The following is a 21,486-nucleotide window of genomic DNA, read 5'->3' as shown; positions in this document are numbered from 1 at the left end:
CTAAAAAGCCGGATTTCAGCAGTATAGCCACAAAAGCAAAGAGCGGCCGCTGAGAGATTTCTCAGGGCCGTTTCCTTTTGTGAAATGCCGCTTTACTTTGCTTTTTGGGTAGTGTATAATGGCCTCACAGAGACTTTTGCTCTGTGGGGAAAAGGAGAAGGGTATGTCAGTTTTTACAAAGGATAAAACGTTTTATCGAAGCCTTATCACCTTGGCGATTCCGATCTCTTTGCAAAATTTGATCACCTTCGCGGTGAATTTCGCGGATAATCTGATGATCGGCTCTCTGGGGGATAACGCCATTTCCGGCGTATATGTGGGGAACCAGATGCAAACGGTGCTGCAAATGTTTGTAGCGGGCATTGAAGGCGCGATCCTGATTTTGGCGGCTCAGTATTGGGGAAAAAAAGATACGGGAAGCATTCGTAAGGTAGTATCCGTTGGAATGAAATTTGCCTTGGGCGTTGGGATCGTTACAACGCTTGCGGCGGCACTGTTTCCTGATTTTTTGATCCGGATCTTCACTTCCGAGCCCGGGGTGATCAAAGAGGGCGCGGCCTATTTGCAGATCGTGGGTTTTTCCTATTTGTTCTTTTGTGTGGCCCAGGTGATGATCGCCTCCATGCGCAGTGTAGAAACGGCGAAGATCGGCCTGTACATATCCCTGATGACCTTGGTAGTCAATATTTCCCTGAACTATCTGTTGATTTTTGGTAAGCTGGGCTTTCCGGCCATGGGAGTTCGGGGCGCTGCCATTGCCACGCTGATTTCCCGTATTTTGGAGATGCTGGTGAGCCTGATCTATGTATTCGCGGTAGATAAAAAGCTGCGCTTCGGTTTTCGCGATCTGCTTCATACAGACCGGCAGCTCTTAAAGGATTTTGTGCGCTATGGGCTGCCCATTATCGGCGGCCAGGTGGTGTGGTCCGTCAATATGCTGGCGAACACAAAGATCCTGGGCTCTTACAGCGCCGGAGTCATTGCCGCTACCAGTATTTCCGGTATGCTTCACAATTTGATCTATGTATGGGTCACCGGGCTTGCTTCCGCCGTAGGGATCATTACCGGCAAGACTGTGGGGGCCGGGAAGTATGACCTGATGAAAGAATATTCTAAAACAGTGCAAATGCTGTTTCTCATTGTGGGCCTGATCTCCGGCGGGGTAGTGTTCCTGTTCCGGGACGGCTTTATTGGGCTTTACAATGCCAGCCCGGAGGCACAGGCTTTCTCCCGGCAGTTTATCAACGTGATGTCTGTTACCGTGATCGGCTCCTGCTACCAGATGCCGTGCCTTTTCGGCTTGGTGAAATCCGGGGGCGATATTTCCTTTGTCTTTAAGATGGACACTGTGTTTGTGTTTTTGGTGGTGCTGCCCTCGGCGCTGCTCTGCCAATATTTGGGCGCGGCTCCCTGGGTGGTATTCGCCGCTTTGAAGTGCGACCAGATCTTGAAATGCTTTGTGGCCCTGGTAAAAATCAACCGCTATAACTGGATGAAAAATCTGACCAGAGACAGCGGAGAAGCCGGAAAGCCCTTGGAAGAAGGAGAGGGTCTGCCTGGATAAGCGTAAATTTCCCCTTGGCGGGATATTTCTGGGACTGGCGGCCTTTATTTGGGGCACCGCCTTTGTGGCCCAAAGCGTGGGAATGGAGCGTCTGGGGCCCTGTGCCTTTAACGCGGCCCGAAGTCTGATCGGTGGCATTGCTCTGCTGCCCGCCGCCCTGATTTCTCTTCGCCTGGAAAGAAAAGGGGAGAAAGAGGGATCTTCGGGAATAAAATACTCTCTTGGAAAGCGGTATGCGCCGCTGTGGAAAAACGGCCTCCTTTGCGGGAGTTTACTGGGAATAGCCAGTCTTTTCCAGCAGACAGGGCTGCAGACAGTCAGCTCTGGAAAAGCAGGTTTTCTGACAGCCCTTTATATCGTGCTGGTGCCGGTGCTGGGATGCCTGTCCGGCAAACGGCCTGATGGAAAGCTTTGGGTGGCAGTGCTTCTGGCGTTTTCCGGGATCTGGTTTTTAAGTGTTGGGGAAGAAAGCTTTTCCATTGCGCCCGGAGATCTGTTGGTCATGGTCAGTTCTCTGTTTTTCTCCTTTCATATTCTGGCGGTGGAACGTGCCACGCGGCACTGTAACGGAGTTGCGCTTTCCTGCATTCAATTTTTTGTGGCTGGTCTGCTTTCTTTTGTGCCGACCTTGCTTTTGGAAGAGCCCCGGTGGAGCGATCTGCTCAGCGCCTGGGGGCCGCTGCTGTATACCGGCGTGCTTTCCAGCGGTGTGGCTTATACCTTTCAGATCCTGGGGCAAAAGACCACGAAGGCCACGGTGGCTTCTCTGATCCTCAGCCTGGAATCTGTTTTCGCGGTGCTGGCAGGCTGGGTGGTGTTAGGGGACGTTTTGCTGCCAAGAGAGTTCTTGGGCTGTGTGCTGGTGTTCGGCGCTGTGATCCTGGCCCAGCTGCCGGGGAAAAAGCGGGTAGTAGGATCGAAGGCGAAGTCTTGCCTTAAAATAACAAAGCGAAAGGAATCGGGAAAATTATGAGAATCCTGGAAACAGAAAGCTATGAAAAAATGAGCGCCCTTGCCGCCGGTATCATCGGAGCGCAGATCCTCTTGAAGCCGGACTGCGTGCTGGGCCTTGCCACAGGTTCCTCTCCCATCGGAACCTATCAGGAGTTAGTGAAGAACTGTGAAAAGGGAATTTTGGATTTTTCCAAGGTGCGCACGGTAAATCTGGACGAATACTGCGGTTTGACCCCGGAGAATCCTCAAAGCTACCGCTATTTTATGAATACCCATTTGTTCGATCATGTGAATATCCATAAGGAGCATACTTATCTGCCCGATGGCTCCGCCCCGGATATAGAGAAGGAAGCGGAGCGCTATGAAAAATTGGTAGACAGCCTGGGCGGCGCTGATTTGCAGCTTTTGGGGATCGGCCACAATGGGCATATTGGCTTTAATGAGCCCACCGACAGCTTCCCCCGGTATGTGCACCAGGTGGATCTCACGGAAAGTACCATTCAGGCCAACTCCCGTTTGTTTGACCGTGTTGAAGATGTTCCCACCAAGGCCATTACCATGGGCATCGGCACCATTATGAAGGCCTCCCGCATTCTCCTGATCGCCGGAGCAGACAAGAAGGAGATCATTCAGAAGGCCATGTATGGTGAGATCACACCGCACGTTCCTGCCTCCGTGCTTCAGCTGCACAGAGATGTGACGGTCATTACTTGTAAAAACTGAGCTAACACGTGTGTTGACGTAGAGCGGAAAAAGATTTCACAAAGCAAACGCTTGACAGGCTCTGCTGCTATTTGCTAAAATATTGGTGCTCTGAAATCACGGTCAAAGGCCGCCAAGCGGCTGAAAGCTCCCCAGAAGGGGAAGCAGAGATCCGGTTCAGGCACTGGCACAGTCAAGAAAAGAAAAGCCACGAAGGCAAGCGGCGTCCCAGGGAAGGGGCCTTGTTTTCGCGGCTTTTTTGACTGCATATTTTTGGAAGAAAGGAAAGTGAATGTAGCTATGTCAAAAACAAGAAAGTATGTGTGGGAAATGGTGATCGCCGCCCTTTGTGTGGCGCTGGGGATCGTGCTGCCTGTGGCGGTGCACGGGATCCCCAATGCCGGAAGCGCCATTTTGCCGATGCATCTGCCGGTTTTGCTCTGCGGCCTGCTCTGCGGCCCAGCCTATGGACTTGCCTGCGGAATCCTGACGCCGCTGCTGTCCAGCCTGATCACCTCAATGCCCCCGGCGGCGGTTTTGCCCAGCATGATCTGCGAGCTGGCCGTATACGGCTTTGCGGCCGGACTGCTGATTCTGGTGATACGCACCGGTTCTCAAATTGCCAACGTGTATCTCTCTCTCATAGGCGCCATGCTCATCGGCAGAGTGGTCTATGGCGCGGTGAACGCCCTGATCTTCCGGGCTGGAGAGTATTCCCTGGAAATGTGGTTCACCGCCTCCTTCGTCACCGCGCTGCCGGGTATCATTATCCAGCTGGTTTTGCTGCCGGTAGTTGTATTGGCGTTGCGCAAAGCAAAGCTTGCGTTTCAGCCGTAAGGCCGGGAAGAAGGCTTTGAAGGTGGAATGAGCAATGAGAAATTTTAAGGGCTTAGTTCGGTAAATTGGAATTTGGCGTACTTACGAATAGCACTAACTCCTTGCCTTTCTCGCCTGTCAGCTCGGTTGCTGTGTGCCGGTGGCACACGTCCAGCAACGACCGAGTTGACAAACGAGAACGGGTCAGAGCGGTTGCTGTGCCCCAGTGGGGCACGTTCAGCAATGCCTGAAGCGACAGCTGAGTTCTCCACTGGAGACCTTCCCCCCACCGGGACGCGCTCACCCCTGAATAGGGGAAGAAGGTTGCTTTGCAACCTTCTGGGACCACCGTCAGGTGGTGGAGAGGTTCCAGCTCGCTGGAAACCCATATAAAACCTGGGCTTTCTCTGTTCTTCTGTCGGAACCCCTCAGTCACGGCTTCGCCGTGACAGCTTTCTCCGCTTCGCTCCGGTCGGTGCTGGTCTCCACCGGAGACCAGCACCCCTTTCAGGGGAGCCAAGGGTAAGTGCTAAACTACAATTTGCCATCTTATCTTCCGGTCGGGTCAGAAACCAAACTTCTGTACCAAGTGGGGACACGAGTGGCCGCAGTGCCTTGCCGCAAACTATAATTTACCGCATACATTTTCACCCATTCGTTGCAGGAACAGAAAAAGTACCGGCCCTAAAAGGGCCGGTACTTTTTCTCGCGGTAAGGAAAACTTCCTAAAAGAGCGCTTAATCCTTCAAAATCACGCCGTTGCCGTCATACATACGGGCGGGTGAGCTGGCGGAAAGGATCAGAATGCCCTCGATAAAGCCCCAGATGGCGATGCCGATGGTGGCAACGCCGCAGGTAAAGATACCGCCTACCAGAGACACGATCAGCTGAATGGTTGCCCGGGAATTAAAGCCCAGGTAGAAATTGTGTACGCCAAAGGTGCCAAGCAGCAGGGCAAGAAGGCCGGCGGCCAGCCTGCTTTTCTGGGCATACCCGGCCGGGGGTACATTGTAATAAGCCTGCTGTACCGGCTGCCCGTATTGAGGCATACCGTACTGAGTGGGCTGATACTGAGGCTGCTGCGCGGTATAGTTGGGCGGTGTCTGCTGCTGATAAGGCGTTTGCTGCCAGGTGGGTTCAGAACGAGGGGGCTCCGGCGCGCGGGGAGGCTCGGGCATATGGAAAGGCTCGGCGGCGGAGCCGGGAATATGAGGCTCTTCCGGTACGTGGATCTCCGGCGGAACCGGATCGGGCTCCAGCGTCAGGTGAGGCGTGGGAGAAGCAGCGGCAGGAGCGGGTTCCTGGGCCGGTTCCCGCACAGGCTCCGCGGGCTTGGCAGCAGAAGCCGCCTCCGGGGCGGAAGAAGCAGGAGCGTCGGGTGTAGAAGGAGCGGCTTCTACCGGAGCGGAAGAGGGAACCTTTTCCTGAGAGGAAGGGGCAACCCCTTCCTCTTGTCCCGTCAAATCCTTGGGTTCAAAATCAGTCATTCGTCATTCTCCTTTTTCGTAAAAATCGGTTGGCCTTTGTGCGGGAGTCAGTCCTTCAGAAATACGCCGTTGGCATCGGTATTGATCCTTCCGTCCAGCAGCTTGATGCCGTCCAGAATTCCCCAGATCATCACCACAATGGCGCCCACGCCGCAGGTGAGCAGGGAGATCAAAAGCTGCATGAGGCCCCGGGAGGTGTTCCCAAGATAAAAGCTGTGGATCCCGTAGGTTCCCATCAAAATGGCCAGAACTCCGGCGGCGATCCTGCTTTTCTGCGGGTAGCCGGGCGGAGGCTCCATACCGGCCTGGGGCTGATACTGGGGCGGGTTGTACATGGGCTGCTGATTGTTGTAATTGCGATAGTCTGCCATAAAGACACCATCTTCCCTTCGAGAATTAAGCGCTTCCCCAATCATATTGCGGGGCAAAGGTTTTCTATTACCGAAAGGCTTGCTTTCCCTTAATAAGCGCCTTTCCGCCTTTGATGAATCCATCATACACTATCGGAAGTCCGAAAGCAATACGGAAATCCGCAAAGTAAGAGAAATGTAATCAAAGGAAAGAAACTGCTCGGCTTTTCTTCAGAAACTGATCTTCCCTTGATAAACGGGCTGTTTTTCATAAATTTCACAAATTGGTGTTGCGGCAGAGGGTTTTATGATATACTAGATGTTAGATTCTGGATGCTGGATACTGGAGAAGGGCGTTTAGGGGCTATAACAATGAGAAATGAGGAATGAAAGGGCAAGGGATAGATAAATTGGAATTTGGCGGATTAATGAATAGCAGTAACCCTTGCCTCCCCTGAAAGGGGAGGTGGCACGGCGAAGTCGTGACGGAGGGGTTATAGGGCACTAGCTGACTGCATAAAGACTGTGTTTTCTGCTCTTCTGTCGGAACCCCTTAGTCAGCCTATCGGCTGACAGCTCCCCTTTCAGGGGAGCCAAGGGGTGCCATATAAACTTATAATTTAGCAGTTGCTCGCCAGCTTCCCTTATGTCATTCTTCATCGCCGAAGACGGTGAAGAATCTTGTCCTTTGGCTCTTGCTCCGCAGTGACAGAGGAGAACTCGCCTTTCTCTAACGACTAACAACTAACAGCTAACAACTACTGTGCCAAATCAAAAAATCGGGATCGGTGATATGATGTTTGAAAATGAGGAAAAACAGGAACGGGCTCTTTTGGTATCAGTGGATACCGGGGAGTATGACGCGGAGGCTTCCTTGCTGGAGCTGAAGGAGCTGGTGCGTACCGCCGGCGCGGAGCCTGCCTTCACCATTATGCAAAAGCGGCCCTCGCCTGATACGGCCACCTGTCTGGGCTCCGGTATGGCGGAGGAAGCGGCGGAGCTTGTGAAGCGGGAAGAACTGGAGCTTGTGGTGTTTGACCGGGAGCTTTCTCCCACACAGATCCGCAATCTGGAAAAGCTTTGCGATACCCGGGTGATCGACAGGACCATGCTGATCCTGGATATTTTTGCCCAGCGGGCTCAAAGCAGGGAGGGTAAGCTTCAGGTGGAACTTGCCCAGCTTCGCTATATGCTGCCAAGGCTCAGCGGGCAGGGAACGGCGCTGTCCCGGCTGGGCGGCGGCATCGGCACCAGAGGGCCCGGAGAAACCAAGCTGGAAATGGACCGGCGGCATATCCGGCGGCGCATCGGCAGTCTGAAGGAGCAGCTGGAAGATGTGGAAGCGGCTCGAAGCGTCATCGATAAGCGCAGAAAGAAAAACGGCACGGTCACAGTGGCGCTGGTGGGCTATACCAACGCTGGGAAAAGCACCCTGATGAACCGTCTGACCCAGGCGGGGGTGCTGGCGGAGAACAAACTTTTCGCCACCCTGGACCCCACTGCCAGGGCCTTAAAGCTGCCGGGCGGGAAAACCGTGATGCTCATCGATACGGTAGGGCTCATTCGCCGGCTGCCCCATCATTTGGTAGAGGCCTTTAAGTCCACGCTGGAGCAGGCGGCCACCGCCGATATTCTTTTGAACGTGTGCGATGCCTCCAGCCCGGAGGCGGGAGAACATCTCCGGGTGACGGAAGAGCTGCTGCAAAGCCTGCGGGGCAGGGAAGGCGCGGCGGAGGCGGACCGCCCTGTGATCCCCGTGCTGAACAAGTGGGACGCGGTAGAGGACCCTGAGCTTGCCCTTCGCCTGCCCGGCGCGGTGCGGGTCAGCGCCTTACAGGGAGAGGGGATAGAAGCGCTTTTGCAGGCGGTAGAGGACAACCTTCCGGAAAAAACCTTTGACACAGAACTGCTTCTCCCCTTTGCCAAAAGCGGCCTGGCCGCCCGGCTCCGGGAAGAGGGCTCGGTGCTTTCCGAAGAATACGTACCCGAGGGCCTGCGGCTTTCCGTGCGGCTTAGTGAACGATTGTACGGCTCAGTGAAGGAATTTGAGATCTGAAGTAAAGGGCAATGTGTAATTGGGAATTTTAAGGGCGAGAAAAGAATTTGCTAAATTGGAATTTATTTGCCCTTTGCCTCCCCTTGCTTCGCAAGGGGAGGGGGACCGCCGGACGGTGAGCGCGTCCCACCGGGACGCTGGTGCGAACTGACCGAGCCGACAGGCGAGAACGGTGGAAGGGATAGTCACACGCAGAAAGTGACATAGAATCGCTGGTTTTAATCCCCTCAGTCACGGCGCAGCCGTGACAGCTCCCCTTATAAATAAGTGGTGCCTAAGGGCGCTAAACTATTAGTTCATTACCCCTTAAAGCCTGACCTCCCGTCCAAAACGATTCCCCGCCATCAAAAAGCAGGCCCGCCCGGCAGGAACCTTTTTCCTGCCGGGCGGGTCGCTTACGAACCTATAACTCTACTTTATTCGATCTCCCAGTCCACTGCCCGGATCCCGTCTACACCGGTGGAATATCCGCCGGTGCCGCTGTCGGTCACTTTCCAGGCTCCATCGATCTTTTCCACCTCCACAAACCGGCCGGCTGTGTAGTACCCCTCATTTTCTCCGGTACCCTCCTTGGTGTTTCCAGCCCACCAGTAGGAAAGACTTTCCTCGGTTTCCGGCCGAAATACCATGCGCAGCGAAATGCGGAAATAGGGCTTTCCTTCGGAAACGGCGCACACCTTCAGGTTTTGATAGAAGCATTCGGCAAGGGGTGCTCCGTATCGGAAAGGCACTGGTTTACATAATCTTGCGCTGCGTCCTTTGCGGCAGTCCGGATCTCTTCCTCCGAGGCAGTTTGTGCCGTCTCCAAGATCTAATCGTCCTCAGCCTGCTTCGCTTTATTGGTGTGATCGGCGACCATATTGAGCCGCACGGCCTCCATCAATTCCGCTTCCGAAACAGGACGATAGCCGTCGCCGTCCCACAGCTGGTAGCCGGTCAGGTCGTTTTGGGACATATAGGCGAACAGAAGCTGCTGTGAAAGCGCCTCCAGCTTTGGCTTTCCCTCCTTGTTGACAGCACTTCGCTCTCTGTCCGCTTCTTCTACCAGAGCGGAAGCCTCCTCCTCGGTCAGCCCGGCAAATTCCGCAATTGAGGAAAGGTAAAGGCTGCCGTCACTGGGGTACCAGGCGGATTCTCTTTGCGGAGCAAATGCGGTGCCGGCGTCCTGAACGGCGACCACGCCTGCCAGGTCGCTGTAGCCGCCGATGGGCTTTATCACTTTTTCACCGTTCTTTTCAAAAAAGCCGTATTGTGTGCTGTACAACAGGCAAAGCAGGTGCGTGGTCTCTTCCTCCGCCGGGTATCTGCCGATCACGTAGTAGGGCAGGGAAATGTTCAAAACCATGGTGCAGGAATCATCGGCCGCTTCGGAAACGGCGTCATCATCTGCCTTTACGTTCCAGTTGTTTTCTTGAAAGGCAAAGTACAACTTTTGGTATTCCGCATCCGAAAAGGTGAGATCGCCGGTGCTGCTGATGGACACTGCCTCCTGTAGGAGGGGCTCAGAGCTTTGCGCTTCAGGAGCAGGCGTTTCCGATAGCTCTCCAAGCTCTACTATGCCCTGACCATCGGGCAGCTGTACCCGGGCGTACTCCAGCAAGTCGTTCTGTTCCAGATAGGAATAGAGCAGCTTGTAGATCAGGCTATCGCCGCCGTATCTTTCCCATTTTTCGTAAGGGCCTTCAAGATCCCGGGGGGATTCCGGCGCCAGACCGGAAGTATCCGTGGGAGCGCCTGTAGATTCGCCGGATACGCCCTGTGTGGTCCCACTTTCCGATCCCGCTCTCTGAAACTCCCGCAGGAGGTCTGCGTAGTTATCTTCTTCGGCGTACCGGGGCAGCTCCGCATGGTATGTGTGATCCTCGTCATAGTACCCGATCACCCCAGCCAGCCCGCCAAATCGGGAAACGGACTTCAGATAGGCGGGGGAGCCGTCCTCCGGCTTACAGAAATAGTAATCTGTTTCCAGGAGCTGGCAGAGCAGATTGGTGCGGTCCACCGCGGTGTATCGGTCCGCTACGAACAAAGGCAGCGTCAGTGTGAGAATGCGGTCTACAGAGCCGTCTTCCGTATCGGAAAGAAATGCTTGCATATCTTCACCGGTAACCACCGGCTCATGGCGCAGGAACACCCGCTGTATCTCCTGAAATTCAGGGTTCACAAAGGTCAGGCTGCCGTCCTTGTTCATTGTGACCGCGTTTTCGGAAAGTACTTCCATAACGCCGGGGGCACTGCTCGAGGAAGAGGTTCCCCCCGGCTGGGACTCTACCTGGGTCAAGGGCAGCAGCCCGCTGCGGCCCAAAAACCAAAGGCCGCCCAGGAGAACCAGACAAGCCGCCAGTCCCCCCGCCCAGCGCAGAGCCTGAAAAGCGGGGGAGAGCTTTTCGGCCTGCACAGGCCCGAAAATATCGGCTTCTTTGATATATTTCTCATCGATCTCATTCATGGAAAGCAAAAATTTTCTGGTATCCATCTCAAAGAACTCCTTTCCTTGCAAGATAAGTTTTCAGCTTCTTCCGAATGCGGGAGACCCGCACGGCGCAGTTGTTTTCCGAAAGTCCCAGCTGTAAGGCCAGCGTGTCGTAAGCCTCCCCAAACCAGTAACGCCCCAGAAACAGGGCGCGGTCTTTGTGGGAAAGCCCCCGAAGAAAGCCGTTTACGATTTGAGAAAGTTCCTTTGTATCCAGCGCCTCCTCCGGCGAGCCCGAAGAGGCAAGCACAGATTCCAGCTCCTCAAAGGCCGCGTCAAAGCCTGCGCCGCCCCGTTTTTGGGCGGTTTCCCGATGGTAGCGCTTCAGCGCCTGGTTTCGCACCACCCGGTAAAGATAGGGCAAAAGCGGATCCGGGCGGTTGGGGGGAATGGAATCCCATGCCCCCAGGCAGGCGTCGCTGACGCATTCCTCCGCGTCCTGAAAATTTCCCAGCAGGTTTTCCGCCAGGCGGCGCAGCTTTTCTCCGTATTGCCGCTGTGTTTCCTCAATGGCTCTGGGAGAGCGTTCCCAATACAGGGCCACAATTTCCCGATCCTCCATAAGCCGAACCCCTTTCTTCCCGTTCCTTTGTTCTCTTGCTTCGCACGATCGCGCTTCACTTACCTTCTACCCGTTTTTTCTTCTATATTACAATATTTCTGAAAAAAAGAAAATTTATTATGGAAAGAGTTCCGTAAGATTCCCTTGAAAAATTTTTGAGATTTGTGAGATAGGATAAAAATGTAGAAAAAAGAGCGTCAAGGAGGTGCGGCATGAAGCCGGAACGAAGGAAAAAGCTTTTTGCATGGGCGGTATTGGCCGCCGGGATCTTATTGACCGCGCTGGTCTGCTGGACTGTGGGAAAGCCCATGATAGAATTTGTTTCTCAGCCGGAACGGTTTCGGGCCTGGGTGGATTCCCACGGACTGTGGGGAAGAATCGCTTTTGTAGGCATGATGGCCCTTCAGATCATTGTAGCCTTCATTCCCGGCGAGCCTTTGGAAATCGGAGCAGGCTATGCCTTCGGAGTGGCAGAGGGTACGCTTTTGTGCCTTTTGGGAGCGCTTCTAGGCGGTACAGTGGTGTTTTTGCTGGTCAAAAAATGGGGAAGGCCCTTTGTAACACTGTTTCTTTCAGAGGAAAAGCTGGATTCTCTGAAATTTTTGCAGGACGAAAAAAGGCTGAACCTGATCGCCTATCTTCTGTTCTTGATCCCCGGCACGCCGAAGGACGTGATGACGTATCTTGTGGGGCTGACTCCCATAAAGCTGCCCTTCTGGATCTTTCTTACCTTTACCGCGCGGTTTCCCTCTGTCATTACCTCTACTGTGGGCGGAGACGCCTTGGGAACACAAAACTACAGCTTTGCCATTGTTGTATTTCTGGGAACCGCCCTGCTCAGCGGCTTGGGGCTTTTGGGATATCGGGCAATTTTGCGCCGGAAGGAACGAAAAAAGGAAGCGGAGCGCTTGCTCTCCGATCAGGAAAGTAAGCGGCCTGCTGCATAAAATTACGTGCTTGATCGCAGCGCCCGTTGTGATCCATAGAAAATAGAAAATGGCGAAACTATAGAGACAGACTGGAAGAAGAAAAATCATTCCGGACTGTCTTGCTTTTTTGTGGAAATGTATAAATATGCAAAAATGCCTTGATTTTTCGAAAAAAGGGTGTATAATAGCAAGTGTTCCTTCAAAATGAGCAGGAAAAAATTTATTTCTTTATAGAAAAGAGGAAAAAGCATGGCAAACGAAATCAAAAAGGTAGTGCTGGCATACTCCGGGGGCCTGGATACCTCCATCATTATCCCCTGGCTCAAGGAGAATTACAACAACTGCGAGGTTATTGCCGTTTCCGGAGACGTAGGGCAGGGCACAGAACTGGACGGCCTGGAGGAAAAGGCAAAAAAGACCGGGGCCTCCAAGCTGTATGTGCTGGACCTGAAGGAGGAGTTTATTCAGGACTATGTGTATCCCACGGTAAAGGCCGGGGCTGTGTATGAAAACAAATATCTTCTGGGCACCTCCTTTGCCCGGCCCATCATCGCCAAAGGCATTGTGGAAATTGCCAAGAAGGAGGGGGCCGACGCCATCTGCCATGGCTGCACCGGAAAAGGAAACGACCAGGTGCGCTTCGAGCTGGCCATCAAGGCCTTCGCGCCGGATATGAAGATCATCGCCCCCTGGCGGATCTGGGATATCAAGTCCCGGGAAGAGGAGATCGAATACGCCGAGGCCCATCAGATCCCGCTGAAAATTAACCGGGAGACAAACTATTCCAAGGATAAGAATCTGTGGCACCTTTCCCACGAGGGGCTGGATCTGGAAAACCCCGCCAATGAGCCCCAGTACGAAAAAACCGGCTTTCTGGAGATGGGGGTCTCTCCCATGCAGGCACCCGACCAGCCCGCGTATCTGACCCTGCATTTTGAAAAGGGTATCCCCACCGAGCTTGATGGAAAGAAGCTTTCCGGTGTGGAAATGGTGGAAGCCCTCAATAAGCTGGGCGGTGAAAATGGCATCGGCCTTGCGGATATTGTGGAAAACCGGCTGGTAGGCATGAAGTCCAGAGGCGTTTACGAGACTCCCGGCGGCGCGATCCTGTATCACGCCCACAACAAGCTGGAGGAGATCTGCCTGGATCGGGATACCTACCACTACAAGCAGCAGGCGGCTTTGAAATTTGCGGAGCTGGTGTATTTCGGCCAGTGGTTCACCCCTCTGCGCGAGGCTCTTTCCGCCTTTGTGGATTCCACCCAGGAAACGCTGACGGGCGATGTGAAGCTGAAGCTCTATAAGGGTAACATCATCGACGCCGGCGTGACCTCGCCCTATTCTCTCTACGACGAGGATATCGCCACCTTCGACGAGGATCAGGTCTACGACCAGAAGGATTCTGCCGGCTTTATCAACCTCTTCGGCCTGCCCATCAAGGTTCAGGCTAAAAAAGGGCTGACATATTAATGAGCAATGTGCAATGAGAAATGAGCAATTTAAAGGCGTAGTTCGATAAATTGGAATTTGGCGGCGAGGCGCCGCTGCCACTCGTGAAGCTGCTTGGTGCGGAAAATCGGTTTCTGACCCGACCATTAGTAGAGCGCTAAATTGGAATTTAGCAGTGATCCGCTCACTTTCCATCTGTCATTACTGAACAAAAAGCAAGGAAACCTTGCTTTCTCGGTGAAGAATCTCGTCCTTTGGTCTTTCGCTCGGGAATGAAGGACGAGATTCTTCGTCACTTCGTTCCTCAGAATGACAAAGAAGGGAACTTGTTCTTCTCTAACGGCAATGACTAACAACTAACGACTGATACGCTAAACTATAATTTACCTGTCCCTGCCCTTAATTGCTAATTACTAATTACTAACTGTTACTTATCCCAGAAAGGAAAAGACCCCATGAAGCTTTGGAAAGGGCGCTTTCAGAAGGAAGCGGATCCGAAAACGAACGATTTTAATTCCAGTATTTCCATAGACAGCCGCATGTTTCGGGAGGATATTGAGGGCAGCATCGCCCATGCTTCCATGCTGGGAAAGCAGGGGATCATTGAGAAGGGCGAAAGTGAAAAGATCTGCGCGGAGCTGAAAAAGCTTCGGGAAGATCTGGAAAGCGGCGCGCTGTTCATTGACCCGGACGCTGAGGATATCCACACCTTTGTAGAGCAGGAGCTTACCGCCCGGCTGGGAGATACGGGAAAGCGGCTGCATACCGCCCGCAGCAGGAACGATCAGGTGGCCCTGGACGTGCGGCTCACGCTGCGAAAGGACTGCAAAACCTTAAAGTCCCTTCTTTGTGAGCTGACCCGGACCCTCTGTGAAAAGGCGGAACGGTACGCCGGTACGGTCATGCCGGGCTACACCCATATGCAGCGGGCCCAGCCCATCACCTTCGGGCACCACCTTATGGCCTATTCGGAAATGCTGCTTCGGGATCTATCCCGACTTCAGGACGCTCTTTCCCGCATGGACGTGTTGCCCCTGGGGAGCGGCGCTCTCGCCGGGACCACCTATCCGTTGGACCGGGAATATGCGGCCGGGCTTCTGGGCTTTTCCCAGATCTCCCGCAACAGCCTGGACGCTGTGGCGGATCGGGATTTCTGTGCGGAGCTGGCCTTTGTGTGTTCCCTTGTGATGGTGCACCTTTCCCGGCTGTGTGAAGAGCTGGTGCTGTGGTGCACCTGGGAATTCAAGTTTATCGAGCTGGACGACGGCTTTGCCACCGGCTCCAGCATTATGCCCCAGAAGAAAAATCCGGATATCGCCGAGCTGATCCGGGGCAAAAGCGGCCGGGTGTTCGGCGATCTGATGGGGCTTCTCACCATGATGAAGGGTCTGCCTCTGGCTTATAACAAGGATATGCAGGAGGATAAAGATGCCGTGTTTGACGCGGTGGATACCCTGAAGTTGTGCCTTACCCCGCTGATCCCCATGCTGGAAACCATGACCGTTCGGGAGGAAAATATGCGCAAAGCCGCGGCGGGGGGCTTTATCAACGCCACCGACTGCGCAGACTATCTGGTGGCGGAAAAGGGAGTTCCCTTCCGGGACGCCTACAAACTTACCGGAGAGCTGGTGGCCTTGTGCATCGAGAAGGGCTTTACCTTGGAAACCCTGCCTTTAGAGGAATACCAAAAGCTGTTTCCTGATTTTGATGAAGGAGTGTATGACGCGGTGGCGCTGGAAAAATGCGTAAGCGGCAGAACGGTTCCCGGCGGCCCGGCTCCGGAAAACGTAAAACGGGAAGCCCGGAGAGTTTTGCAAAGCCTGGAGGGACTGAAAGATGAAGCTTAAGGTTGGAGTGGTGGGCGCTACCGGGTACGCCGGGGCGGAGATCTGCCGTTTGATTTTGGGGCACCCCCAGGCGAAGCTTGCCGCCATCAGCTCCGTGAGCTTTGAGGGCATGGCTTTTTCTCAGGTGTACCCGGCTTATCGGGCCGTTTGCGACTTGGTTTGCGGCACGGAGGACGAGGTTCTGGAAAAGAGCGACGTGATTTTTGCCGCCCTGCCACACGGGCTTTCCCAGGAGCTTGCCGCAAAATGTGACGGGGCGGGGAAGGCCTTCATCGACATGGGGGCGGATTTCCGGCTGGAAAAAGAAGAGGACTACAAGGCCTGGTACGGCGGCAGCTTTGCGGACAAGGCCCTGCACGAAAAAGCGGTGTACGGCCTGCCTGAATTTTTTCGGGAGCAGATCCGGGGAAAAAAGCTTATCGCAAACCCCGGCTGCTACACCACGGCGGTGCCGCTGGCGCTGGCTCCCGCCTTGGAAAACGGGCTCATCGAACCCAAAGGCATTATTGCCGACTGTAAATCCGGCGTGACCGGGGCGGGCAGAAAGCCCAGCCAGCAGAACCACTACCCGGAATTAAATGAAAGCTTCACGGCCTATAAGGTGGCAAGCCATCGCCATACCCCGGAAATGGAGCAGACTCTGTCGAAGCTTTCCGGGCAGGAGATCAGGCTCACCTTCGTGCCGCACCTGCTGCCCATCAACCGGGGGATCCTGGCTACCTGCTACGGCGTTTTGAAGCCCGGCGTCACAGGAGAACAGCTGCGAAAGGCTTATCTCGACCGATACGAAAAAGAGACCTTTGTGCGGCTGCTGCCTGAGGGAGAAGCCGCCAATGTAAAGCATGTGCGCTTTACGAACTTTTGCGATGTTTCCCTGTTTACCGATCCCCGCACCGGTACCTTTACGGCCATTTCCGCCATTGACAACATGGGGAAGGGAGCGGCGGGGCAGGCGGTGCAGAATATGAACCTGGTCTTCGGCCTTGAGGAAACAGCCGGCCTGCTGCTGGCGCCGCCGGCATTTTGATACCCGAAAAGGAGAATTGCCCATGATAGAAACGATTTCCGGCGGCGTTACCGCCGCCCAGGGTTTTTCCGCAGGAGGCGTTCACTGCGGGATCCGGAAAAACAAAACAAAGCCCGATCTTGCCATGATCTTTAGCGAGAAGCCTTGCTCCGCGGCCTCCATCTATACCACCAACCTGGTAAAGGGCGCGCCGATCCTGGTGACAAAGAAAAACCTTGTAAACGGCAGGGCCCAGGCGGTGTTCTGCAATTCGGGAAACGCCAATACCTGCAATGCTGACGGCGTGGAAAAAGCGGAAGCAATGTGCGCTCTTGCCGCCAAGGCCCTGCACATTGCCCCAGAAGACGTGATCGTCGCTTCCACCGGGGTGATCGGCCAGGTTTTGCCCCTGGAGCCCATTGAGGCCGCGGTGGGGGAGTTGGCGGCGTCTCTCAGCCCGGAGGGCTCGCCCGCGGCGGCAGCGGCCATTATGACCACCGATACCATTCCCAAGGAGGCGGCGGTCTCGGTGAAGATTGGCGGCAGGGAAGTGAAGATCGGCGGCATTTCCAAGGGTAGCGGTATGATCCATCCCAACATGGCCACCATGCTTTGCTTTGTCACCACCGACTGCGCCATTTCTCCTGTCATGCTGGAAAAGGCGGTGCGCCTGGCGGCGGACTGCTCCTTCCACGTGATCAGCATCGATGGAGATACCTCCACCAACGATACCTTTGCCGTGCTGGCAAACGGTCTGGCGGAAAACCCGGAGATCACTGAGGAGGGAGAGGACTTTACAGCCTTCACGGAAGGCCTTTCCCAGGTCTGTAAGACCCTGGCCCGGCTCATGGCCGGAGACGGGGAAGGGGCCACAAAGCTTCTGGTGTGTAAAACGGCGGGGGCCAAAGACGTGAAAACTGCCCGCACCGTGGCAAAGGCGGTGATCTGCTCCGATCTCTTAAAGGCCGCCATGTTCGGCGCGGACGCCAACTGGGGCCGGGTGCTGTGCGCCATCGGCTATTCCGGCGCGGAGGTGGATGTGAACAGGATCGATGTGTCCTTTGCTTCCGGAAAGGGCAGAGTCGATGTGTGCAAAAATGGCGCCGGGATCGAATTTTCCGAGGAAACGGCCGCGCAGGTTTTGGGAGAAAAGGAGATCGGGATCCTCATTGACCTGCACAGTGGCAGCTCTTCCGCGGAAGCTTATGGTTGCGACCTGACCTATGACTATGTTAAAATAAACGGAGACTATAGAACATAGGAGGCCCTCATGAGACAGAAAAGCAAAACGCCGCTGAACGAAAAAAGGCTCGGCCGGGGAGCGCTTTTAGCGCTTGTTCTCTCTATTGCCTTGTATTTGAATTTCCTGGTCACGCTGGGAATGGGGATCTTTGCCATGGGCCTTTTGCTGTTGGAGCCGGCTTTCGGCATCATCACCGGCGTTTTGCTGCTGCTGGGGCTGATCGGTATTCCGGTTTCCAAACACATGAACGCCGGAAAGCTTTGGCGGCGGCTTCTTATGGGCGCTGTGATCCTGAATTTTTTGAGTATTGCTTTGTACTGTCTTGTCTGCATTGCGATGATTCTGGCTTGGTGAAAATCAGAAAGCGGGGAACTTAAGTGAACATTTCCAATAATGAACGGGCCCAGGTGCTGGTGCAGGCCCTGCCCTATATCAAAAAGTATACCGGGCAGACCGTGGTGGTCAAATACGGCGGAAACGCCATGCTGGACGAGGCACTGAAAAGCGCCGTCATGAGCGATATCGTGCTGATGCGGCTGGTGGGAATCAACGTGGTGCTGGTGCACGGCGGCGGGCCGGAGATCAACGCCATGCTGGAGAAGATCGGCAAGGAAAGCAAGTTCATCGGCGGCATGCGCTGTACCGATGGGGAAACCATAGAGATCGTGCAGCAGGTACTGGCCGGAAAGGTCAATAAGGATCTGGTGCAGCTTTTGGAAAACGCCGGCGGCAAAGCCCTGGGCCTCTGCGGCCTGGACGGTTCTCTTCTGAAGGCGGATATGCTGAAGGAGGAGCTGGGCTTCGTGGGGGAAATTCGGGAGGTCAACGCCGAAATACTCCACAATGCCGCAAAAAACGGCTATGTGCCCATTGTCTCCACCGTGGCGGCAGGGTATCACGGCGAGGTGTTCAATGTAAACGCGGATATCGCCGCCGCCCGCATCGCCGCGGAGATCGGAGCCATGAAGCTGATCCTGATGACCGACGTGCGGGGCCTTCTGCGGGATAAGGACGATGAGGCCACCATTATCCCGGTGGTCAATGTCAGCGACGTCAACCGCCTGAAAAAGGAAGGCATCATCTCCGGCGGCATGATCCCCAAAATAGACTGCTGTGTAGACGCCGTGCGCCGTGGCGTGGGCAGGGCTCATATCATAGACGGTAGAATTCCCCATTCCATTCTGGTGGAGCTTTTCACCGATGAAGGCATCGGAACCATGCTGTACTGAGCTGGATTCTAGGGCGCGTAAGGGCAATGAGCAATTATTAAGATCAAGGACATAGTTTCGGTAAATTGGAATTTGGCGGCGAACCGCTTGCTTTCTATCTGTCATTCTGAACGAAGTAAAGAATCTCGTCCTTGACCTTTTACCAAGAATTAAGGGCGAGATTCTTCGCCTACGGCTCAGAATGACAGTGGGGGGGAACTATGTACTAAACTATAATTTACCAAGCGTTGCTTACAACGCTTGTGCCTTTGCCCTTAATTGCGAATTACTAATTGCTCATTCCTCATTGTATACGGTCTTTTCTAACGACTAACTTCTAACAACTAACAAGCGAAGTGATTCAACCATGAATTTTCAGGAGATCAAGGAACAGGATGGCACGTATATTCTGCACACCTACGGCCGGGTAGACGTGGCTCTGGTGAAGGGAAAAAACGCCCGGGCCTGGGACGCGGAAGGGAAGGAGTATCTGGATTTCACCTCCGGGATCGGCGTAAACGCCCTGGGCTACAGCGATCCCCTTTGGGCGGCAGCTGTGGCAAAGCAGGCCGGGGAGATCCAGCATCTGTGCAACTACTATTATTCCCCGCAGAATACGGCACTGGCCCAGGAGCTTTCCAAAGCCTCCGGCATGGCCCAGGCCTTTTTCTGCAATTCCGGGGCCGAGTCCAATGAATGCGCGGTGAAGGTGGCCAGGAAATACGGCGAAAAGCGGAACGCCAAAAATATCGTCACCCTGAAAAATTCTTTTCACGGGCGCACGCTGACCACTTTAGCGGCTACCGGGCAGGAGGTTTTTCACAGGGATTTTCTGCCCCTGACCGAGGGCTTTCTGTACGCCGAAGCCAACGACCTTTCCGGCGTGGGAAGCCTGCTCACCGGCTCTGTCTGCGCCGTACTGATCGAAACGGTGCAGGGCGAGGGCGGTGTGGTTCCTCTGGAAGAAAGCTTTGTACAGGGCCTTTCGGCACTGTGCAGGGAAAAAGACGTGCTGCTGATGATCGACGAGGTGCAGACCGGCGTGGGCCGCACCGGGGCTTTTTACAGCTATCAGGGCTATGGAATACAGCCAGATGTGGTCACCACCGCCAAAGGCCTGGCCGGGGGACTTCCTATCGGGGCCTGCCTGGTCAGCGAAAAGCTTCGGAATATTCTGAAGCCCGGCCAGCAGGGCTCTACCTTTGGAGGAAACCCTGTGGTATGCGCCGGGGCCAGAGAGGTGGTCAGGCGGATTTCCGACCCTGCTTTTCTCCAGGCAGTCACGGAAAAAGGCGAGTATCTGCGGGAAAAGCTTCTCACCATGCCCCAGGTAGAGCTGGTGCGGGGAAAGGGCCTGATGCTGGGGATAAAGCTCCGGAACATGGACGCCCACGAGGTACTTGTAAAGTGCGCGGAGCAGGGGCTTTTGATCCTTACCGCCAAGGAGCTGGTGCGCTTTTTGCCGCCCCTTACCATTACAAAGGAAGAGATCGACGCAGGACTGGCGATTTTTGCCGCTGTTTTACAGGCGGGCTGAGAAAACAAACCGGAAAGGAAAGAAAACCATGAAGCATTTACTGAAGCTCTTAGATCTGACCGGGGAGGAGATCACAGATCTTCTGAACCTTGCCGATCAGCTGAAATACGAAACAAAGCACGGCATTGAGCACCCCCATTTGAAGGGAAAATGCCTGGGCATGATTTTTGAGAAATCCTCCACCCGCACCCGGGTTTCCTTTGAGGTGGGCATTCAGCAGCTGGGAGGCTATGCAGTAGTGCTTTCTTCCGAGGGCTCACAGATCGGCCGGGGAGAGCCGGTGCAGGATACCGCCCGGGTGCTCTCCCGGTATGTGGACGGCATCATGATCCGCACCTTCGGCCAGGACGAGGTGGAGGCCCTGGCGGAACATGGCAGTGTGCCGGTCATAAACGGCCTTACTGATTTCTGCCACCCCTGCCAGGTGCTGGCGGATCTGATGACGATCCGGGAATACAAGGGCTCTTTGGAGGGCTTGAAGCTCTGCTTTATCGGGGACGGCAACAACATGATGAATTCCCTGATCGTCGGGGCGCTGAAGGTGGGTATGAGCGTTTCCGTGGCCTGCCCGGAGGGGTACCGCCCGCCCCTTGAGATTTTGGAATTCGCCGCCGGGTACGACAGCTTTGAGCTGACAGATTCTCCCCTGCAGGCGGCAAAAAACGCCGATGTGGTCATTACCGATGTGTGGACCTCCATGGGCCAGGAGGAGGAGCGCGCAAAGCGGGAGGCTGCTTTTGCCGGCTACTGTATTGATGAAGCCCTGATGGCGGCGGCAAAACCGGACGCCATGGTGCAGCACTGCCTGCCCGCCCACCGGGGCGAGGAAATTACGGCGGAGGTCTTTGAAGCCCACGCCGGTGAGATCTTCGAAGAAGCGGAAAACCGCCTCCACGCCCAAAAGGCCGTGCTGGTAAAGACAATGGGGCGATAAATGCTCTTGGAAAATTAGCAATGAGCAATGAGAAACGAGCAATGATTGAGGGCAAAAGCAGAATACGCTGAATTGGAATTTGGCAGTGAGAGAAAGCCTCCCGTTGTGTTATAAAAGCCCTATAGACAAAAGGCGAAATTCTTCAGAAAGGAGCAAGGCTCCTTCTTCTCAGAGATGACGGAAAAAAGGTGTCATTCTGAGCGGAGTGAAGAATCTCGTCCTTTGGCCTTTTCCCAGGGACTGAAGGGCGAGATTCTTTGCCGGGAAAGCGGAGTTTACTTCGCTTTTTGCTTAGTAATGACAAGAGAGTGGTCAGTTCGATAAATTGGGATTTATTTGTGGATTAATTCTGTTTCGTCGTAGGGGAGGGGC

19 protein-coding genes are annotated in these 21,486 nt (G+C 54.6%); 14 read left to right on the top strand and 5 right to left on the bottom strand.

Annotated elements, in window-relative coordinates:
- Positions 1-163 precede the first annotated feature (163 nt).
- The 4 genes from U8T64_RS03775 to U8T64_RS03760 all read left to right on the top strand — a co-directional run bounded on the left by U8T64_RS03775 (position 164) and on the right by U8T64_RS03760 (position 4,057).
- Positions 164-1,564, top strand: coding sequence for an MATE family efflux transporter (locus U8T64_RS03775; protein ID WP_322181099.1), 1,401 nt, complete (start codon positions 164-166; stop codon positions 1,562-1,564).
- On the top strand, positions 1,557-2,537 hold the full coding sequence (locus U8T64_RS03770) for a DMT family transporter (protein WP_322182017.1): 981 nt from the start codon (positions 1,557-1,559) through the stop codon (positions 2,535-2,537). Before U8T64_RS03775 ends, U8T64_RS03770 begins: the two co-directional genes overlap by 8 nt.
- Positions 2,534-3,241, top strand: a complete 708-nt coding sequence (gene nagB / locus U8T64_RS03765; RefSeq protein WP_322181097.1) for a glucosamine-6-phosphate deaminase — start codon at positions 2,534-2,536, stop codon at positions 3,239-3,241. The genes U8T64_RS03770 and nagB overlap by 4 nt, the downstream gene beginning before the upstream one ends.
- Positions 3,242-3,520: 279 nt before the next feature.
- The gene (locus U8T64_RS03760; protein WP_322181095.1) at positions 3,521-4,057 is read left to right on the top strand and encodes an ECF transporter S component; all 537 of its coding nucleotides are present in this window, start codon (positions 3,521-3,523) and stop codon (positions 4,055-4,057) included.
- Positions 4,058-4,773: 716 nt separating this feature from the next.
- Here U8T64_RS03760 and U8T64_RS03755 read toward each other — a convergent pair.
- Together U8T64_RS03755 and U8T64_RS03750 are read right to left on the bottom strand one after the other, a co-directional pair.
- Positions 4,774-5,523, bottom strand: coding sequence for a TM2 domain-containing protein (locus U8T64_RS03755; RefSeq protein ID WP_322181093.1), 750 nt, complete (start codon positions 5,521-5,523; stop codon positions 4,774-4,776).
- Between the two features lie 47 nt (positions 5,524-5,570).
- A complete protein-coding gene (locus U8T64_RS03750; protein WP_322181092.1) occupies positions 5,571-5,894 on the bottom strand; it encodes a TM2 domain-containing protein in 324 nt (107 codons plus the stop codon).
- A 775-nt stretch (positions 5,895-6,669) separates the two neighbouring features.
- Between U8T64_RS03750 and hflX the strand changes: the two genes are divergently transcribed.
- A complete protein-coding gene (gene hflX, locus U8T64_RS03745; RefSeq protein WP_437125994.1) occupies positions 6,670-7,929 on the top strand; it encodes a GTPase HflX in 1,260 nt (419 codons plus the stop codon).
- A 416-nt stretch (positions 7,930-8,345) separates the two neighbouring features.
- Here the strand turns inward: hflX and U8T64_RS03740 are convergent, their stop codons facing one another.
- The 3 genes from U8T64_RS03740 to U8T64_RS03730 all read right to left on the bottom strand — a co-directional run bounded on the left by U8T64_RS03740 (position 8,346) and on the right by U8T64_RS03730 (position 10,961).
- Entirely contained in the window at positions 8,346-8,660 is a 315-nt protein-coding gene (locus U8T64_RS03740; RefSeq protein ID WP_322181088.1) for a hypothetical protein, read from the bottom strand.
- An 80-nt stretch (positions 8,661-8,740) separates the two neighbouring features.
- Positions 8,741-10,402, bottom strand: coding sequence for a hypothetical protein (locus U8T64_RS03735; protein WP_322181085.1), 1,662 nt, complete (start codon positions 10,400-10,402; stop codon positions 8,741-8,743).
- 1 nt (position 10,403) lies between these two features.
- Positions 10,404-10,961 carry an RNA polymerase sigma factor gene (locus tag U8T64_RS03730; protein ID WP_322181083.1) on the bottom strand — a complete coding sequence of 186 codons (558 nt, stop codon included), beginning with the start codon at positions 10,959-10,961 and terminating at the stop codon, positions 10,404-10,406.
- 212 nt (positions 10,962-11,173) lie between these two features.
- On the opposite strand from U8T64_RS03730, the gene U8T64_RS03725 reads away from it, so the two are divergent.
- From U8T64_RS03725 to argF, 9 genes are all read left to right on the top strand, one after another.
- The gene (locus tag U8T64_RS03725; protein WP_322181081.1) at positions 11,174-11,908 is read left to right on the top strand and encodes a TVP38/TMEM64 family protein; all 735 of its coding nucleotides are present in this window, start codon (positions 11,174-11,176) and stop codon (positions 11,906-11,908) included.
- Between the two features lie 231 nt (positions 11,909-12,139).
- Positions 12,140-13,360 carry an argininosuccinate synthase gene (locus U8T64_RS03720; protein WP_322181079.1) on the top strand — a complete coding sequence of 407 codons (1,221 nt, stop codon included), beginning with the start codon at positions 12,140-12,142 and terminating at the stop codon, positions 13,358-13,360.
- Between the two features lie 434 nt (positions 13,361-13,794).
- On the top strand, positions 13,795-15,186 hold the full coding sequence (gene argH, locus U8T64_RS03715; protein WP_322181077.1) for an argininosuccinate lyase: 1,392 nt from the start codon (positions 13,795-13,797) through the stop codon (positions 15,184-15,186).
- Positions 15,176-16,213 carry an N-acetyl-gamma-glutamyl-phosphate reductase gene (gene argC / locus U8T64_RS03710; RefSeq protein ID WP_322181075.1) on the top strand — a complete coding sequence of 346 codons (1,038 nt, stop codon included), beginning with the start codon at positions 15,176-15,178 and terminating at the stop codon, positions 16,211-16,213. Before argH ends, argC begins: the two co-directional genes overlap by 11 nt.
- A 22-nt stretch (positions 16,214-16,235) precedes the next feature.
- Positions 16,236-17,453, top strand: coding sequence for a bifunctional glutamate N-acetyltransferase/amino-acid acetyltransferase ArgJ (argJ, locus tag U8T64_RS03705; RefSeq protein WP_322181073.1), 1,218 nt, complete (start codon positions 16,236-16,238; stop codon positions 17,451-17,453).
- 9 nt (positions 17,454-17,462) lie between these two features.
- Positions 17,463-17,789, top strand: a complete 327-nt coding sequence (locus U8T64_RS03700) for a hypothetical protein (RefSeq protein WP_322181071.1) — start codon at positions 17,463-17,465, stop codon at positions 17,787-17,789.
- Between the two features lie 23 nt (positions 17,790-17,812).
- The gene (gene argB / locus U8T64_RS03695; RefSeq protein WP_322181069.1) at positions 17,813-18,664 is read left to right on the top strand and encodes an acetylglutamate kinase; all 852 of its coding nucleotides are present in this window, start codon (positions 17,813-17,815) and stop codon (positions 18,662-18,664) included.
- A 346-nt stretch (positions 18,665-19,010) separates the two neighbouring features.
- Positions 19,011-20,180 (top strand): aspartate aminotransferase family protein, encoded by a 1,170-nt coding sequence (locus U8T64_RS03690; RefSeq protein WP_322181067.1) that lies wholly within the window; start codon positions 19,011-19,013, stop codon positions 20,178-20,180.
- Between the two features lie 28 nt (positions 20,181-20,208).
- Entirely contained in the window at positions 20,209-21,114 is a 906-nt protein-coding gene (argF, locus tag U8T64_RS03685) for an ornithine carbamoyltransferase (protein WP_322181065.1), read from the top strand.
- Positions 21,115-21,486: the final 372 nt, after the last annotated feature.

It is taken from the genome of Neglectibacter caecimuris (assembly GCF_034335015.1).
Taxonomy (GTDB): Bacteria; Bacillota; Clostridia; order Oscillospirales; family Acutalibacteraceae; genus Acutalibacter; species Acutalibacter caecimuris_A.
This window is presented reverse-complemented; position numbering and strand designations above follow the sequence as displayed.